The 17,158-nt window shown below is 73.1% G+C and carries 15 protein-coding genes; 7 read left to right on the top strand and 8 right to left on the bottom strand.

Annotated elements, in window-relative coordinates; all coding sequences use genetic code 11:
• Positions 1-27: 27 nt before the first annotated feature.
• Complete coding sequence (locus OOK31_RS01250) at positions 28-828, bottom strand: PP2C family serine/threonine-protein phosphatase (protein WP_267010422.1); 801 nt, start codon at positions 826-828, stop codon at positions 28-30.
• A gap of 134 nt (positions 829-962) precedes the next feature.
• On the opposite strand from OOK31_RS01250, the gene OOK31_RS01245 reads away from it, so the two are divergent.
• On the top strand, positions 963-1,262 hold the full coding sequence (locus OOK31_RS01245; RefSeq protein ID WP_267010421.1) for a hypothetical protein: 300 nt from the start codon (positions 963-965) through the stop codon (positions 1,260-1,262).
• A gap of 43 nt (positions 1,263-1,305) precedes the next feature.
• On the opposite strand, the gene OOK31_RS01240 is transcribed toward OOK31_RS01245, so the two are convergent.
• Positions 1,306-2,349: an aldo/keto reductase gene (locus OOK31_RS01240; protein ID WP_267010420.1), complete on the bottom strand. Its 1,044-nt coding sequence runs from the start codon at positions 2,347-2,349 to the stop codon at positions 1,306-1,308.
• Between the two features lie 138 nt (positions 2,350-2,487).
• Between OOK31_RS01240 and OOK31_RS01235 the strand changes: the two genes are divergently transcribed.
• The 3 genes from OOK31_RS01235 to OOK31_RS01225 all read left to right on the top strand — a co-directional run bounded on the left by OOK31_RS01235 (position 2,488) and on the right by OOK31_RS01225 (position 7,908).
• Complete coding sequence (locus tag OOK31_RS01235) at positions 2,488-3,153, top strand: TetR/AcrR family transcriptional regulator (protein ID WP_267011792.1); 666 nt, start codon at positions 2,488-2,490, stop codon at positions 3,151-3,153.
• 280 nt (positions 3,154-3,433) lie between these two features.
• Positions 3,434-4,384 carry an NAD-dependent epimerase/dehydratase family protein gene (locus tag OOK31_RS01230; RefSeq protein ID WP_267010419.1) on the top strand — a complete coding sequence of 317 codons (951 nt, stop codon included), beginning with the start codon at positions 3,434-3,436 and terminating at the stop codon, positions 4,382-4,384.
• 14 nt (positions 4,385-4,398) lie between these two features.
• Positions 4,399-7,908, top strand: a complete 3,510-nt coding sequence (locus OOK31_RS01225; protein ID WP_267011791.1) for an aminotransferase class I/II-fold pyridoxal phosphate-dependent enzyme — start codon at positions 4,399-4,401, stop codon at positions 7,906-7,908.
• Between the two features lie 10 nt (positions 7,909-7,918).
• Here the strand turns inward: OOK31_RS01225 and OOK31_RS01220 are convergent, their stop codons facing one another.
• The 4 genes from OOK31_RS01220 to OOK31_RS01205 all read right to left on the bottom strand — a co-directional run bounded on the left by OOK31_RS01220 (position 7,919) and on the right by OOK31_RS01205 (position 11,215).
• On the bottom strand, positions 7,919-8,488 hold the full coding sequence (locus OOK31_RS01220) for a toxin (protein ID WP_267010418.1): 570 nt from the start codon (positions 8,486-8,488) through the stop codon (positions 7,919-7,921).
• Complete coding sequence (locus OOK31_RS01215; protein WP_267010417.1) at positions 8,485-8,943, bottom strand: helix-turn-helix domain-containing protein; 459 nt, start codon at positions 8,941-8,943, stop codon at positions 8,485-8,487. The genes OOK31_RS01220 and OOK31_RS01215 overlap by 4 nt, the downstream gene beginning before the upstream one ends.
• Before the next feature lie 329 nt (positions 8,944-9,272).
• Complete coding sequence (locus tag OOK31_RS01210) at positions 9,273-10,436, bottom strand: MAB_1171c family putative transporter (protein WP_267010416.1); 1,164 nt, start codon at positions 10,434-10,436, stop codon at positions 9,273-9,275.
• Between the two features lie 44 nt (positions 10,437-10,480).
• Positions 10,481-11,215 carry a TetR-like C-terminal domain-containing protein gene (locus OOK31_RS01205; protein WP_267010415.1) on the bottom strand — a complete coding sequence of 245 codons (735 nt, stop codon included), beginning with the start codon at positions 11,213-11,215 and terminating at the stop codon, positions 10,481-10,483.
• A gap of 160 nt (positions 11,216-11,375) precedes the next feature.
• Between OOK31_RS01205 and OOK31_RS01200 the strand changes: the two genes are divergently transcribed.
• The gene (locus OOK31_RS01200; protein ID WP_267010414.1) at positions 11,376-12,710 is read left to right on the top strand and encodes a serine/threonine-protein kinase; all 1,335 of its coding nucleotides are present in this window, start codon (positions 11,376-11,378) and stop codon (positions 12,708-12,710) included.
• A 16-nt stretch (positions 12,711-12,726) separates the two neighbouring features.
• Here OOK31_RS01200 and OOK31_RS01195 read toward each other — a convergent pair whose 3' ends face one another.
• Both OOK31_RS01195 and OOK31_RS01190 read right to left on the bottom strand, forming a co-directional pair.
• Entirely contained in the window at positions 12,727-13,677 is a 951-nt protein-coding gene (locus tag OOK31_RS01195; protein WP_267010413.1) for a DMT family transporter, read from the bottom strand.
• Between the two features lie 64 nt (positions 13,678-13,741).
• Positions 13,742-14,467 carry a helix-turn-helix transcriptional regulator gene (locus tag OOK31_RS01190; protein ID WP_267011790.1) on the bottom strand — a complete coding sequence of 242 codons (726 nt, stop codon included), beginning with the start codon at positions 14,465-14,467 and terminating at the stop codon, positions 13,742-13,744.
• 219 nt (positions 14,468-14,686) lie between these two features.
• Between OOK31_RS01190 and OOK31_RS01185 the strand changes: the two genes are divergently transcribed.
• Entirely contained in the window at positions 14,687-15,478 is a 792-nt protein-coding gene (locus tag OOK31_RS01185) for a polysaccharide deacetylase family protein (protein ID WP_267010412.1), read from the top strand.
• Positions 15,479-15,623: 145 nt separating this feature from the next.
• Complete coding sequence (locus OOK31_RS01180; RefSeq protein ID WP_267010411.1) at positions 15,624-17,132, top strand: SulP family inorganic anion transporter; 1,509 nt, start codon at positions 15,624-15,626, stop codon at positions 17,130-17,132.
• The last annotated feature ends 26 nt before the right edge of the window (positions 17,133-17,158 follow it).

Genomic DNA, 17,158 nt, shown 5'->3' with positions numbered 1-17,158 from the left:
CGCTATAACCGCCCGTTCCGGGGGGAATTACCGGGGGCCGTGGCGTGCGGGGCCGTCGCCTTCGTCGCCGTCGCCCTCGTCGCTTCCTCCCGCGCGGACGAGCGCGAGGGTGATGTTGTCGGGGCCCCCGGCCTCGATGGCGGCCTTCCACAGCGCGAAGGCGGCCCTGCGGTCGTCGCCCGCGCCGCGCAGCAGGCCTTCGATCACCTCGTCGGGCACCGGGTCGGTCAGGCCGTCGCTGCACACCAGGTAGCGGGCGCCCTCCTCCGGGGCGAAGGCCGCCACGTGCGGTACGACGGTCCCGAAGGCGCGGCTGCCGCCGAGGACCTGGGTGACGGCGGACGTGGTGCGCCGCCCCGGCGGGAGCGGCGGGCTGTCGTCCACGCTGACCTGGCGCAGGCCGCCCTGCGGGCCCACCGCGTACACCTTGCTGTCGCCGATGTTGAAGACCAGCAGGGAGTCCGCGAGGAGGAGGATCCCGGCGACGGTGGTCCCCATCGAGGTCAGGTCGGGGCGGCCTTCGGTCGCTGCGTACACGGCGCGGTTGCAGGCCTCCAGCGCGTCACCGAGGGCCTGCTCGCCGTCGAGGGAGTGTCCGAGCGCCGAGAGCCGGCGGACGACCAGCTCGCTGGCCACCTCACCCGCCGGATGCCCGCCGAGCCCGTCCGCCACCGCGACGACCAGCGGCCTGCCGTAGGGGAAGAGGAGGGTCTGCGGGTTGTCGGTGACGGTGCCGCACAGGGTCCACGGGCCCACGGCGAGGCTGTCCTCGTTGTGGTCGCGGACCAGCCCGGCATGGCTCAGGGCGGTGACGGCTATGTACGGCACCTCGGTCGCCTCCCCTCCCATTGTCGCGCCGGACGGGCCGCGGGGCCGCTCGGCGTGCGGGGGGCCGTCGGCTGCCGCAGGCTGGTCCTTGAGCTGTCCGGCCCGGCCGGCAGCCGTGCAGGAGGGTTTCGGCGATGTTCGCGAGACTGAGCACCTACCAGGGCTCACCCGTTCCGGACGGGGGAGACCTGACCGCGCCATCGGAAGCGATCGTCAAGCAGGTGGAGGACGTCCCCGGGTTCCTCGGCGCGTACTACCTCGTCGACCGGGTCTCCGGGAAGGCCGTGTCCCTGACCCTGTGGGAGGACGAGCGGAGCATGCGGGCGAGCGAGGAGACCGCCGCCCGCATCCGCGAGGAGACCGCGCGGCGCGAGGGCCAGCAGGTCGTCTCCGTCGACCGCTTCGAGGTGGGCTACAGCACCCTGAAGCGCTGAAGCGCTGAAGCCCTGAAGCGCCGCACCGTCGTGCCGGTTCCGGTCAACCCCGGGCGGTCATCGGCGGGTTGATCCGGGCGAAGCCCTCCTGGCGCTCGTAGGGAAAGTGCGGGTACGGGGCCGGCCGGTGGCTCGCCGCGTCGAGCCGTGCCACCTGCTCGGGCGTCAGCTCCCAGCCGACCGCCCCGATGTTCTGGCGCAGCTGCTCCTCGTTGCGGGCGCCGACGATGACCGAGGAGACGGTGGGCCGCCGCAGCAGCCAGTTGATGGCCACCTGCGGGATGGTGCGGCCGGTCTCGTGCGCCACCTCGTCGAGGGCGTCGACCACGTCGTAGAGGTGCTCGTCCTCGACCGGCGGGCCGTAGTCGGCGGTCTCGCGCAGCCGGCTCTGCGCGGGCAGCGGGCGGCCGCGGCGGACCTTGCCGGTGAGCCGGCCCCAGCCCAGGGGGCTCCACACCATCGCACCGACGCCCTGGTCCTGGCCGAGCGGCATCAGGTCCCACTCGTAGTCGCGGCCGATGAGGGAGTAGTAGACCTGGTGGGCGGCGTAGCGCGGGAAGCCGTGCCGCTCGGCGGCCGACAGGGACTTCATCAGCTGCCAGCCCGCGAAGTTGGAGACGCCGACGTAGCGGATCTTCCCGGACCGCACCAGCTGGTCGAGGGTGGACAGGACCTCCTCGACGGGGGTGGCGGCGTCGAAGCCGTGGAGCTGGAACAGGTCGATGTAGTCGGTGCCGAGGCGGCGCAGGGCGTCTTCCACCGCCCGGATCAGGCGGGAGCGCGAGGTGCCGGCGTCCAGGGGGCCGTCGCCGGTCGGCAGGCCCGCCTTGGTGGACAGCAGGACCTGGTCGCGGCGGCCCTTGACGGCCTGCCCGAGCACCTCTTCGGAGGCTCCGGCCGAGTAGACGTCGGCGGTGTCGAAGAGGTTGATGCCCGCCTCGATGCAGATGTCCACGAGGCGGCGCGCCTCCTGTGCGTCCGTGCTGCCCCAGGCCCCGAACAGTGGTCCCTGGCCGCCGAAGGTGCCGGCCCCGAAGCTCAGGGCGGGGACCTTGAGGCCGGACGTACCGAGCTGCCTGTACTCCATGACGACATCCCTTCGACAGCGGCACTAATGGCACCGCAGAACCTTTAAGGTGATCCCAAGGTAGCAAGAGATCGTCACTAATGGAACCGGAGACCCGTTATGGCGGAGAGTGATCCCGTGGACGACAACAGCAGCGACATCGCCGCGGCCTCGGACACGGCCCCGGACACGGCCACGCCCGAGGCCGAGCCCGGCACCGTGCGCCCCGGCGGACGGACCGCCCGGGTGCGCGCCGCCGTACTCGAGGCGGCCGGTGACACGCTCGCCGAACACGGCTTCCCCGGGCTGGACCTGGCCGAGGTCGCCCGCCGGGCCGAGGTGGGCAAGACCACCGTCTACCGGCGCTGGGGCACCGTCGCCGGCCTGGTCGCGGACCTGCTCGCGGACATGGCGGAGCAGTCCCTGCCGCGCACCGAGACGGGCTCGCTGCTGGAGGACCTGCGGGCCAACGCCGGGCTCGTACGGCGCACCCTGGCCGATCCCCGCCAGGGGGCCCTGTTCAAGGCGGTGATCGCCGCCGCCACCAGCGACGAGCGCACCGCCGAGGCCCTCCACCGCTTCTACGCGGTCCGGGTCGCGGAATGGGCGCCCTGCGTACGGCAGGCCGTCGAGCGGGGCGAGGTACCGCCGGGCACCGACGCCGCCGAGGTGATCCGGGCGGTCTCGGCCCCGCTGTACTACCGGTTCCTGACGACGGGCGCCCCCCTCGACGAGGCCGCGGCGCTGCGGGCGGCGGGGGCGGCCTTCGCGGCGGCCAGGGCGGGCGAGTTCACGCCGGGTCACGCGGCCGAAGGAGCCGCCTGACCTGCGGAACGTGCGCCGGGCGGGGGTGTCGCGGAACCGGAACCGTGGGATATAGTCGATCTCACGCTCCCGGCCGCGACTCGCGGTGGTGGGACCGGCGTTGGTGGTCCAAGGAAAGACACCCCACTTCCCGTGGGGGAATGCAGGTGCAAGGCCTGCCCAGCGCTCGACGAAAGCCCCGCCCTCCGCACGGAGGGCGGGGCTTTTCCGTGTACGCGCCCGGGCTCCGCCGGCGGCTGGATTCGTGCTCACGATGTGGGACACCCCGTAGGGTTCGCACGTGAGTTTTTACGTGGTAATCGGATTCGGACCCGCCGGAGCGGCCACTGCTCGACTGCTCGTCGAGCAGGGGCACACGGTCAGGGTCGTGACCAGGTCGGGCCGCACCCCGGAGCCCGGCATCGAGCACGTCGCGCTGGACGCGACCGACAGCACGCGGCTGACCGAAGCCGTACGCGGCGCGGCCGCCGTCTTCAGCTGCGCCGCACCCCCCTACCACCGCTGGACGAGCGCCTGGCCACCCCTCGCCTCGTCCCTCTGCGCGGCGGCCGAGGCGACCGGCGCCGTCCTCGTCCTGCTCGGCAACCTCTACGGCTACGGCCCCGTCGACGGCCCCCTGACGGAGGGCCTGCCCCTCGCCGCGACCGGCCCCAAGGGACGGGTGCGCACCGCCGTCTGGGAACAGGCCCGGACGCTGCACGAACAGGGCCGCCTCAAGGCGGTCGAGGTAAGGGCCTCGGACTTCTTCGGCCCCGGCGTGACCGACGGCGGGCACCTGGCCGGACGGGTCCTGCCCCCGCTGCTGCGCGGCAAGCCGGTCTCCACCCTCGGGGACCCGGACGCCCCGCACAGCTGGACCTACCTCCCCGACGTGGCCAGGGCCCTCGTCGAGGTCGCGGGCGAGGAACGGGCCTGGGGCCGGGCCTGGCACGTCCCGACGGAGCCCGCCCGGTCCGTACGCGAGATGGTCGACCGCCTCGCCGCCCAGGCGGGCACCGGTCCGGTCGCCGTCCGCCGCCTGCCGTCCGCCGTCCTCGCCGTCGGCTCGCTGCTCTCGCCGATGCTCCGCGAGCTCAAGGAGATCCGCTACCAGTTCGACCAGCCCTTCGTCGTCGACGCGAGCGCCTACGAAGCCGAGTTCGCGGTCCGCGCCACCCCCCTCGACCAGCAGGTCAAGGAGACGGTGGACTGGTGGCGCGACCGGGCGGGCAGTGCCGGGGCACGTCCGTGACGACGAACGAGCACATGGACCCCGCCCGGCCCCCCACGGACGCACGGCGCGACGACATCGCGATCGTGGGCATGGCCTGCCGCTTCCCCGGAGCCCGGGACGTCAACCAGTACTGGCGGCTCCTCACGGACCCCCGGCCCCAGTTCTCCACCGTCCCCGACTCGCGCTGGCGCAGCGCCGCCTTCCTCAGCGACAACTTCGCCGACGCGTCCGCCTCCTACACGGACACGATGGCGCTGCTGCCGGACGTCGGCCACTTCGACGCTTCGCACTACGGCATCCCGCCCCGGCGCGCCCGGTCGATGGACCCCCAGCACCGGCTGCTGATCGACCTCGCCCGCGAGGCCGTCCAGGACGCGGGCTGGGAGGTGGAGGGCTTCGACCGCGAGGAGACCTCCGTCATCACCTCCCTCACCGAGAGCGGCTACCGCGAGCTCAGCACCATGCAGATCCGCATGCGCCAGCTGACCGGAGGCGAGTTCGGGGCCAGGGTCGACGATCCCCGCTGGCCGACGGCCGTCCGCGGCGTCGACGGACTGCACGGCACCTCCGTGGCCGGACTCCTGCTCAACATGGGCCCGAACACCATCAGTTCGGTCTTCGACCTGCACGGCGAGAGCTACGCCCTGGACTCGGCCTGCTCCGGCGGGCTGATGGCCGTGGCCAACGCCGTGTTCGCCCTGCGGTCGGGCCGCACCCGCATCGCCCTCGCCGGCGGCGCCCAGCTGATCCTCGCCCCCGACCTGCTGGTGGGACTGAGCCGGATCGGCGCCCTCTCGCGCAGCGGCAGGTGCCTGCCCTTCGGCGGGGAGGCCGACGGCTTCGTCCTGGGGGAGGGCGGCGGGGTCCTGGTCCTGCGCCCCCTCACCGACGCGCTGGCCGCCGGCGACCGCGTCTACGCCGTGATCCGGGGCGTGGGCACGGCCAACGACGGCACCGTCCAGGGCGGTCTGCACCCCCAGGCCTCCGGCCAGCTGCGCGCACTGCGCCGCGCCTACCGAGACGCGGACCTGAGCCCGGACTCGGTGGGCTACCTGGAAGCCCACGGCACCGGCACCCGGGTCGGCGACCCCGTCGAGATCGGTGTCCTGCGCGAACTGCGCGGAGCGGGCACCGAACACGGCGCGGGACCCTCCTCCGGCGGTCCCGCCTTCCTCGGGGCCGTGAAGGCGGTCGTGGGGCACTCGCTCAACGCCGCCGGGATAGCCGGGCTCGTCAAGACCGTCCTCGCCGTCCACCGGGGAGTCGTACCGCCCCAGCCGGACTTCGAGCCGGCCGACCCCGCCGGCCTCGACGCCGCCCGGCTGGTGATACCGACGAAGCCCACCCCCTGGCCGGAGTCCGCCGAGCCGCGCCGGGCGGGCGTCAGCGCCTTCGGCTTCGGCGGTACCGGCGTCCACCTCGTGGTCGAGCAGAGCCCGCGGGCGCCCGCCCGCCCCGCACCGGACGGCGCACCGCACCTCCTGCTGCTCAGCGCCCGCGACCGCACCGGACTCGCCCGCTACGCCCGGGAGCTGGCCCGCACCGTCGAGGAGGACCGGCTCGCGCCGGCCGAGGTCGCGGACACCCTGGCCCGCCGGACCCCCTTCGCGGAGCGCCTGGCCGTGGTGGTCGAGGACGCCGCCGACGCGGCGGCCCGGCTGACGGTGGCGGCCGAGGCCGTGGAGGCGGGCCGCACCGGGGAACTGGGACCCGGGATGGCCGTCGGTACGGTGCCCTCCGCGGGCGACCGGCCGGAGCCGGCCCTCCCCGCGCCGGGCCCGCTGCCGGCAGCCGAACGCCGGGCCGCGTGGGAGCGGCTCGCCGTACGCGCCGTCACCGGCCCCGGGGTCCGTCCCGTGACCGGGCGGACACCCCCGTGCACCCTGCCGCCGAGCCCGCTCGCCCCGCGCCGCCACTGGGTGGTGAAGGAGTCGGCCCGCGACGTCGCACCCCGGCCCGAGCCCGAAGACGCACCGGCCACCCCCGCCGCGGAACACCGGCCCGCCGCGCCCGCCGTGTCGGCCGAGCGGGCGGCATCCGCCGCGACCGTGGTCCTGGACGCGGTCTCACGGACCGGCGTCTTCCCCCTCTCCGACCTGAGCGGGCGGATGGCGCTCACGACCGACCTCGGCTTCGACTCCCTCATGCTGCAGGAGCTGGAGGTCACCCTGGGCAAGCGGGCGCCGGGCTTCGTCAGCAAGGAGATGTTCTCGCCCGGACTCACCATCGACCGGCTGATCACCCTCGTCGGCCCGCACCTCACGGAGCCGTCGGCCGGCGAGCCCCTCCCCGAGGAGGCGGCGGTCGAGCCGGCCGAGCGGGGGGAGTGGGAGGCGGCGACCGCGTCCGTCGACGACTTCCCGGAGGTGCGGCAGTTCGAGCAGCGCCTGAGCGCGATCACCGGGAGCGGCGCGGACTTCCCGTACTTCCGGGTCCACCAGGGCACCATCCGCGACACGACCGTGATCGGCTCCCGCGCGTACCTGTCCTTCGGCAGCTACAACTACCTGGGCCTCTCCGGCCACCCGGCGGTCAACGAGGCCGCGCGGCGGGCGGTGGAGCGCTACGGCACCTCGGTCTCCGCCAGCCGGGCCCTGTCCGGCGAACGGGACCTGACCGTACGCCTGGAGCGGGCGCTCGCCGGCTTCCTCGGTGTCGACGACTGCCTGGCCCTGGTGAGCGGCCACGCCACCAACGTCACCGCCATCGGGCACCTCGTCGGCGCGGGGGACCTGATCCTCCACGACGCGCTCGCCCACGACAGCATCCTCCAGGGATGCGCCCTGTCGGGGGCGGCGCGGCGCCCGTTCGCCCACAACGACGCCGGACAGCTGGAACACATGCTGCGGGCCAACCGGTCCCGGTTCCGCAGGGTGCTGATCGTCGTCGAGGGCGCTTACAGCATGGACGGCGACCTGGTCGACCTGCCCGCCGTCATCGAGCTGAAGAAGCGGTACGGCGCCCTGTTGATGGTCGACGAGGCGCACAGCATCGGCACCGTGGGCGAACGGGGCCGTGGCGTCGGCGAGTTCTTCGGCGTCGACCGCTCCGGCGTGGACCTGTGGATGGGCACCCTGTCCAAGTCCTTCGCCAGCTGCGGCGGTTACCTCGGCGGCTCGGCCCGCATGGTGCGCTGGCTGCGGCACACCCTGCCCGGCTTCGTCTACAGCGTCGGCCTGACCCCGGCGAACGCGGCGGCGGCGCTGGCGGCGACCGAGATCATCGAAGCGGAGCCGGACCGGGTGCGTGCGCTGCGGCGCAACTCCGAGCTGTTCCTCGGCCTGGCCGCCGCGGCGGGCCTGGCGACGGGCTCCAGCGCGCACACCCCGATCGTGCCGTGCCTCCTCGGCGACTCGGCCCGCACCCTGCGCGTCGCGGACCGGCTGTTCGAGCGGGGCGTGGTCGTCGACCCGATCTTCCACCCCGCCGTGGAGGAGGGGCTCTCGCGGCTGCGGTTCTTCGTCACCAGCGAGCATTCCGAGGGCGACATCCGGCGGGCCGTGGCCATCCTGGCCGAGGAGGTGGCGGCCGCCGGGGGGTGAGCGCCCCGCGTCAGAATAGGGTGCGTTCGATCCGGTCGAGCATGTCGTCCTTCGCGGGTGTCCCGCCGTCCGCGGCCGGGGCGGCGCCGTGCCGTTCCTCCGCGCCGCTCATCCGCTGGGAGAGCAGGTAGGCGATGACCTCCGCCTCCTGTTCCTGGACGTCGTCGTAGGTGGCGCGCAGGAGCATGTCCCGTACGAGGTCGGGGTCCAGGCTGGGGAAGAGGAGGCGGGCACCCGCCTCGTCCAGCCCGCCGGCCCCGCGGTGGCAGCAGATGATGTGGCCCAGCTCGTGCAAGATGATGTGCTCCTGATGCGCGCTGGTCGTGTTGGCGTCGTAGAAGATGAGGTCCTCGTCGCGTGCGGCGACCCACATGCCGCAGGGCTGCGACGCGGGCATCTGCATCGGGACCAGGGTGATGGGGCGGTCGCGGATCTCCCCGAGGTAGCGGCACAGCTCGGCCATGTCGGCCCCGTCCGGCAGGTCGAGCTCCGCGATCCGCCGCGCGCCGTCCTTGCGCAGCTTCTTCAGCTGGCTGCGGCGCTCGTGGTCGGCGGACCACCCCTTCCCGGTGACCCTCACTCCGATTCCGTACGTTCTGCGGGTTCGGAGGGATCGGTGACGGGCGGGAGGCCCTGCATCTGCCGGTACTGGTCCATGATGGCGGTGATGGCCTGGAGGTTCTCCTTCTTCATCCCGGCCGCGCGCATCGCCACGGAGCGGACTCCGGCCTGCCGCAGCGCCTCGATGGCGGCGACCTCGCTGAGCACGGACTCGGCGACCTTGTCGTCGAAGAAGTAGGCGACCGACACGCCGAAGAAGCGTGCGAGGGCGGCCAGCAGGTCCGGTGAGGGATTGGAGCGCTTGCCCGTCCGCAGCTGCGACAGGTAGACGCTGCCGGCCTTGAGTTCGGGGTTGGCCCGCTTCAGCTCCTCGGCCACCTCTGCGTTGGTCCAGTGCTTGCCCTTGGGGCGGACCGTCTTGAAGAGGTTGTCCAGACGCACTGCCAGCACGGGCCGTTCGTCGATCTCGGGCACTGCGAATCTCCCTTCCGTCACCTCCTCGGCATTGCTCTCAGCTATCTGCCAGTTTTGCAGATTAGCGGTCAGTTGACAATCTGCTCGGATTCCGCCACCGTGGACCTCGCCGATAGCTGCCAGCTAACTTCGCTTACGGGGGTAGCCGAGTTGGCTGCTGGTTATGGGCCCGGCTCGGACCGGCCCCCGGGGGATGGGGGCCGGGCCGAGCGGGGGAATCCCGCCCGGTCCGATCCGGACCACGGGGGGAGTCACGGGGGAAATCGGGGGGATCACGGGGGCGTGAAACCCGCCCGGCCTGACGGGGGGCAGACCGGGCGGGAGCTCTCTCAACCCGCTTTACTGAGCTTACGATAAACAGACGCCACCTTGGTGAGCCAGGCGACTTCCGCGGAGAAGTTGTCCGTGTCCCGGTCGTCGAAATCGCCGGCGTCCTTGCTGTGGTGCGGGATGGTCCCGGCGCGCTTGGCGTCCAGGGCCTGCCGGATCTGCGCCGCCTCCGCGAACGCCTGCCGGTGCTCCTCGCTCGCCCCGCCGTCCGCCTCGCCGGCGCCCGCGTCCGGCGCGGCACGGTCGATGTAGGGGCGCAGGTCCCGCCACCCGTCGCGGATCTCGATGACCCGCCGGTGGAGCCGGTAGTTGAGGTCGGAGACCGAAGCCGAGCCCGGGGGCTCCAGGACGATGTCGGGCGAGGCCTCGTACAGGTCCCGCCAGAGCGGGTACAGGGCCCGGTACGAACGGTAACTGCGCGCCCAGTCCAGTAGTTTGGCCGCCGACGCCTCCCAGGAGGAGATGGTCAGGCTCAGCGAGAGGGTCAGGATGCCCAGGGCGCTGAAGACGTTCGACGCGAGCTGCCAGACCCCGATGTCGATCCCCCACGCGGCCGTGAGGATGTTGACGGTCCGGCAGGTGCAGTAGAGGAAGAGGATCACCGCGGCGACCGAGAGCATGCGCAGCGCCTGCCGCAGCGAGGCCTTGCCGGTCATCCGGGCGTAAGGGCCGCACTGGCGGAAGATGGTGACGCACGGAACCGCCTGGGAGACGATGAAGACCAGGAGGTAGATGAGCACCAGCGGCTGGCCGCTGCCGGTGTTGAAGTCGGTCGCCGGCCGGTTCGTGCCGTCGGCGACGAGGAAGAGCACGATCAGGAGCACGCTGAGGGCGATGCCGGTGATCAGCCAGTAACGGGCCTTCCGCGCGGCCTCCTCGGTGGGGACGGCCCAGCGCAGCAGGATGATCTGGGCAGCCACGCAGAAGGCGACCGCCGATATGTGCATCATCAGGATCGCGAGGTTTCCGACGCCCAGGAAGCTCCCGTCACCCATGGCTATGGCGCCCATGGTGAAGGTGAGGCACTGGAGCAGCAGCGTGACGACCAGGGTGCGGTAGGCGTTGTCCCGCCAGCTGCGCCGCACTTGGAACAGCCGGTAGACGAGCGCGGCGTACGACGAGAGCGCCGCGATGACGAAGCAGAGGGTTCTAGTGGTGTTCACGGCCTGATTCCCCGCCGGTGCCGCGCGCACGCGCGGCAGACGGTCTAGTCGGTGGTGGTGTTCTCGTCCACGGGGACGTCGAGCCCGACGCCTTCGGCCGCCACCGCGATGGCGAAGTCGAAGTACGCGGACTCGTCCCGGACGCTGTCATGGGTACGGCTGAAGACCTGGAAGACCAGGAGCCCGATCAGGCTGCTCCACAGCACGATGCCGCGCTCGATGATGTCCGAGAACGGGGCCTCGGGCACACCCCCGAACATCTCCACGGCCTCCGGGCGCAGCAGCGGCGGCCCGGGCACCGCCCGCCGGGGCGGGGTGAGCGCGCCGGCCTCCAGCGCGGAACGGATGATTGCGGCGAGCACCGCGGGAGTGCGGGACGCGGGCGGCACCGTCTCCTGCGGAGCGTGGTAGTCCGGTACGGGGGAGCCGTAGATCAGGGTGAACTCGGCGGCGTGCGCGAAGGACCACGCCCGCAGCGCACGGGCCACCGCCAGCAGCCGCGCCCCGGCCGGGGCCCCCGCGGCGACGGCGGCCCGGTCGGCCCGCTCCATCGCGGCGGCGGACTCGTCGTAGGCGTCGACGACCAGCGCGGTCAACAGGTCGTCCCGGTGCGGGAAGACGGCCCGCACCTCGGCGAGGGCGAGGCCCCCGCCGTGGGCGACGGCCTCCAGGGACAGTCCCCCGGCGCCCAGTTTCACGAGCAGGTCGCGAGCGATCGCCTTGACGGCCTCCGGCGGCCCGGTGTTCTCAGCGGTAGCACTTGTTCCGGCAACATCCATGGCCAAACCGTACCTGTCGGCTACCGCGGCCCCGGGGGCATTCCCCCGAGCGCCCGCGAACCTGCCGCGATCCGGACCGTAAGGCGACCGTTTTCGGATACCCCGGCCTGAAGTGCCCGGTCCGGGCCGGGTGTCCGGGGCGGGGGTTAGGGTGTGCGCCGTGGCAGAGTCAAACGGGGCGTTGATCGGTGGACGGTACCAACTCCTGGAGCTGATAGGCCGGGGCGGGATGGGCCGGGTCTGGCGGGGCCGGGACGAAACCCTCGGCCGGGAGGTCGCCGTCAAGGAGGTGACGCTCCCGGAGGGCGTGGGGGAGGAGCAGCGCGAGGTGCTGCTCCAGCGGGTGATGCGCGAGGCGAAGGCCGCGGCGCGGCTGAACCATCCGGGGATCATCACCGTGCACGACGTGGTCGAGCACGAGGGCGCCCCGGTCATCGTCATGGAGTTCGTGACGGGCCTGTCGTTGGGCGCGGTGGTGGCCGGGGAGGGCGGGCTGCCGGTGCGGCGGGTCGCGGAGATCGGCGTACTGCTGCTGAAGGCACTGCGGGAGGCGCACGCGGCGGGGATCGTCCACCGGGACCTGAAACCGGACAACGTGCTGCTGATGGGAGACCGGGTGATCATCACGGATTTCGGCATCGCGCACCTGGCGGACGCCACGACGGCCCTCACGCACACGGGGACGGTCATCGGGACCCCCTCCTACATGGCTCCCGAACAGCTGGAGGGCCGGCCGCCGGCGCTCCCGCAGGACCTGTGGTCGCTGGGGGCCACGCTCTACAGCGCGGTCGAGGGACGCCCGCCGTTCACCGCCGAGACGTTCACCGCGCTGTGCGTCGCCATCGCCACCCAGGAGCCGCCCCTGCCCGGGCGGGCGGGCGCGCTGGCCCCGGTGCTGACGGCGCTCCTCACGAAGGACCCCGCACGGCGGGCCACCGCCGACCAGGCGCTGGCCGCACTGGAGGCCGTCGCGGCGGGCGACGCCCAGGGGGCCGCGCCGCACTTCGCGGTCCGGCCCGTCGGCGCACCTGTATACATCGGCGGCCCCGCGCCCTTCGGTGAACCCGAGCGCTTCGACGAACCCGGGTCCACCGGCGTCCCCGAGCCCGCCGGAGCCACCCGGCCGCCGCGGCGCGGCCCCGCCCTCCGGCTGGAGCCGGCCCAGACCCTGGCGGTGCGCGGGGTGGCCTGCATCGCGCTGGTCTGGGCGGGAGCCGCCGTACTGCCCTGGAACCACCGGGTCAGCGGGCTGGTCGTCTTCCTCATGGCCCTGGTGACGGCCGCCCTCAACACCTCGCTGCGCCCCCACCCCTCGGCGGTCCGGGGGTGGCTGTGGTTCGCCACGGTGAACACCGCCCTGTTCGCCGTCGTGGGCGTGTTCCTGCCGTCGCTGCAGGGCTGGGAGATCCTCCGGGTCGCCCTCTGGAACGGTCTTCCCCTGGCCACCTGCTGCTGGGCCCTGTGGTGGGTACTGCCGGACCGCCGGACCCGCTGAGCGGCGCGGGGAACCGTCAGGTGTCCGCGTTCTCGGGGCGGCGGGGCGCACTGCGGGGGCCGTCCGGGGCGCCGGCCTTCGGGCGGTGGCGGGACACGGCCACACCGGCCAGGCAGAGCACACCGCCCAGCAGGGTCAGCCAGGCGGGAATCTCGCCCAGGAACAGCCAGCTCAGTCCGACCACGATGGCGGGCACGGCGTACGTCGTCGCGCCCAGCTTCGAGGCCGGCATGCGCGACAGCGCGTAACTCCAGGTGGTGAAGGCGAGGGCGGTCGGCACCACGCCCAGGTAGACCATGTTCAGCGTCGCGGACAGCGGAGCCGTCGGCAGCTCCGCCACCAGCTGCCCCGCGAACGGCAGGCAGGCGGCGGTGCCGGTCAGGCAGCTGAAGGCGGTGATCTGCAAGGGGGTCCCGAAGGACAGGGCGGGCTTCTGCGCGACGACACCGCTCGCGTACGCCACGGCCGCGAGCAGGCACAGCACGACCCCGAGCACCGAGGTGGAACTGCCCTCGCCGGAGGACATGGACAGGCCGACGACCACCGCGCCGACGAAGGACACGCCCATCCCGGCCAGCAGCCGCGGCGGCAGCGCCTCGCCGAGCAGGCGGGCCGCGAGCAGCGCCATGAGGATGGGCCCGATGTTCACGAGCAGGGCCGCCGTACCCGCGTCGACCAGGCGTTCGCCCCAGTTCAAGGCGACCATGTAGCCGCCGAACCAGACCAGTCCTGACACCACGATCCCGCGCCGGGCCTCCCGCGGCGGCAGGCCCTCACGGCGTATCAGGAGCAGGACGACGAGCACCACCGAGGCGGCCAGCAGCCGTCCGAGGGCCAGGGCCCCGGGGGAGTACGCGGCGCCCGCGCTGCGGATGGACACGAAGGCGGAGGCCCAGGCGAACACGGTGACGGAGATGGCTCCGGCCGTGAGGACGCCGGGCGGGATCAGGCTCAGGCGAGACTTCATGCCCTCACCGTAGGGAGGAAACATTTCGGCGTCCACCGAAATATCCGAGGGTGCTCGCCCGCGTTCAGCTCCATGCGTCGGGCGTGATCCCCAGCAGCTCCCCGAAGGCCCCCGCGCCCGCCCCGGTCACCTCCAGGGCCCGGCCCCCGTCCGCCGCCCGCAGCACCCACCCCTCCTCCAGCGCCCGCGCGCACAGCCGCGCCCCCGCCAGACCGCCCAGGTGGCGGCGCCGCTCGGTCCAGTCCAGGCAGGAACTCGCCAGGGGCCTGCGCCCCCGCCGGGCCAGGTCGACGCCGGCCCGCGCGCACCAGTCGAGCCCCGACCCGGTCAGCGCGAACACCCCCTCGGTGTCGAGCAGCCCCTGCCGCTCCATGGCATCGGTGACCGCCATGCCGAGCCGCCCCGCGAAGTGGTCGTAGCAGGTACGGGCCCGGGCGAGGGGGTCCGGTGCGAGGACCACGGGGGTGGTGTGCGGCGCGTCCCGGCCCGGGACCGCGTGCGTGGCCAGCTCGTCCACCAGACGGGCCGTCGCGGCGTCGGCGATCCGCACGTAGCTGTGGCGGCCCTGCCGCTCGGTCACGCAGATGCCCGCCTCGATCAGCCGGGCCAGGTGCCCGCTGACCGTCGACGGCGCGACCGCCGTGATCCGGGCCAGCTCGCCCGCCGTCCAGGCGCGCCCCTCGAGCAGGCTCATGCAGATGGCGGCCCGGGTCTCGTCGGCCACCGCCGACGCGAGGGCGGCGAGGCGCGCAGCGGGGGCGGGGGCATCGGCCGGTACCCCGGCAGCCATGTCCTTCATACCCCCAGAATGCCCCAAAATTTCGTCAGATGACGAAAGATTCCCTTCCGCTCCTGCCGCAGCCCGCCGACCGGGGACACCGGTCGAGGCCGAGGAGGCCGGGGCCGAGGATCACCCGGGTGCTCCGGCACGGCTGCGCGACACCGGGCCGCCCGCGCCGGACAGTCGTGAGCGGGCCGCCACCCCGGTCGGGCCCCGGAAGGAGCGACGATGACGGAGACGATGACGGGTACGGGACGACGCACCGCGCTGGTGGCGCTGGCCGCCGCGGCATTCCTGCCCTGCACGGGTGCCCGGGCCGCACCCGGGCGCTCCGCTCCCCGGACCGCGGCGGGCCCGCGCCCTCCGGCCTCGCTGCTCGGCGACGAGATCCGCCGGCTGCCCACCTCGCGCCGGGTCATGGCACTCACCTTCAACGCCGCCTGGGACGAGAGCGGGATCGACACCGTCCTGACCGAGCTGAGACGGCGCCGGCTGCCCGCCACCTTCTTTCCGACCGGCGCGTTCGCCGACGCCCACCCGGCCGCCGTGCGCGCCTTCGCCCAGGCCGGGCACGGCCTGGGCAACCACTCCTACAGCCACCCCTACTTCGCCGACCTCGACACCGAGGAGCGGGCCGAGGAGGTCCGCAGCGCCGACGCGGCGATCCGCACGGCCGCCGGGGCCGAGCCCCTGCCGCTCTTCCGGTTCCCGTACAGCGCGACGACGGCGGACTCGGTGGCCGACGTCAACGACCTCGGCTACGCGGCGATCGAGTTCACCGCCGACACCAACGGCTACCTCGGTCCCGGCGGCGGCATGAGCGTCGACAAGGCGGTCCGGCGGGCCGTCGACGCGTTCACGCCCGGGGCGATCCTGCAGATGCACGTCGGCAGCACCGGCGACGGCGTCGTCCTCGACGCCCAGGCCCTGCCCCGCATCATCGACGCGGCCCAGGCCGAGGGCTACGAGCTCGTCGCCCTGCGGGACTTCCTCACGGACACAGCGGCGCCGGGGCTCTGACCAGGGGAAACGGTGGAGGAGGGGGTGGTATCCTGGCAGGCGCTTCATGGGGGCCACGGATGGTGTCCACACCCCGTCCCCGGTCCTGTCGGGCCGGGCCCTTCCCGCGTCTTCGCGTTCACGACAGGACAGGTCCGCCCCACCAATGCCCTCCTCCACCCCCTCCATACCGCTGTGGCCGCGCCTCCGCCCTCCCCGGCCGGCCTGGCTCTCGCCGAAGGTGCTGCGGACCGAGGTGCTCGGCGGGCTCGTCGTCGCGCTGGCGCTGATACCCGAGGCCATCTCGTTCTCGGTCATCGCGGGGGTCGACCCGGCGATCGGCCTGTTCGCCTCGTTCACCATGGCCGTGACCATCGCGGTCGTCGGCGGCCGGCCGGCGATGATCTCGGCGGCGACGGGTGCGGTGGCCCTCGTCATCGCCCCGCTGAACCGGGAGCACGGGTTCGGATACCTGGTGGCCGCCGTCATCCTCGCCGGCGTGTTCCAGATCCTGCTCGGCGCGCTCGGCGTGGCCCGGCTGCTGCGGTTCGTCCCCCGCTCCGTCATGGTCGGCTTCGTGAACTCGCTCGCGATCCTGGTGTTCCTGGCGCAGACGCGTGAGCTCCTGGACGTGCCGTGGGCGGTGTATCCGCTGTTCGCGGCCGCCCTGGCGCTCATGGTGTTCCTCCCCAGGATCACCGCCGTGGTGCCCGCGCCCCTCGTCTCGATCGTCGTCCTGACCACCGTCACCGTGGCGGCCGGGATCGCGGTGCCGACCGTCGGCGACAAGGGGGCCCTGCCGTCGGCCCTTCCGGTGCCCGGGCTGCCGGACGTGCCGTTCACCCTGGAGACCCTGACCACGATCGCGCCGTACGCCTTCGCGATGGCCCTGGTCGGGCTGATGGAGTCGCTGATGACGGCGAAGCTCGTCGACGAGATCACCGACACCCGCTCCAGCAAGACCCGGGAGTCCGTCGGACAGGGCATCGCGAACATCGTCACCGGGTTCCTCGGCGGCATGGGCGGCTGCGCGATGATCGGCCAGACCATGATCAACGTGAAGGTGTCCGGCGCCCGGACCCGGCTCTCGACCTTCCTGGCGGGCGTGTTCCTCATGGTGCTGTGCATCGCCTTCGGCCCGGTCGTCTCCGAGATCCCGATGGCCGCGCTGGTCGCCGTCATGGTGATGGTCTGCTTCGCGACCTTCGACTGGCACTCCGTCGCGCCGAGGACGCTGCGGCGGATGCCGGCCGGGGAGACCGCCGTCATGGTGATCACCGTGGCCTGCGTGGTGGCCACCCACAACCTCGCCGTCGGCGTCGTCACCGGGTCCGTCGCCGCCATGGTCGTCTTCGCCCGACGGGTCGCGCGCCTCGCGGACGTCACCGCCGTCACCGACCCCGACGGCACGCAGGTCGTCTACGCCGTCACCGGAGAGCTGTTCTTCGCCTCGTCCAACGAACTCGTGAACCGGTTCGACTACGCGGGAGACCCGGACAAGGTCGTCATCGACCTGTCCTCGGCCCACATCTGGGACGCCTCGACCGTCGCCCTCCTGGACGCGGTGGAGACGAAGTACGCCGCGCGCGGCAAGACCGTCGAGATCACGGGCCTGAACGAGCACAGCGCCCGCATCCACCGCAGCCTGAGCGGCGAACTCCCGACCGGATCCTGACCCCGGCCGACAGGCCCTGGCCCGCG

This window comes from Streptomyces sp. NBC_00249, assembly GCF_026342355.1.
Taxonomy (GTDB): Bacteria; Actinomycetota; Actinomycetes; order Streptomycetales; family Streptomycetaceae; genus Streptomyces.
The sequence above is the reverse complement of the archived record's forward strand: the minus strand, read 5'-3'. Positions and strand labels throughout refer to the sequence as shown.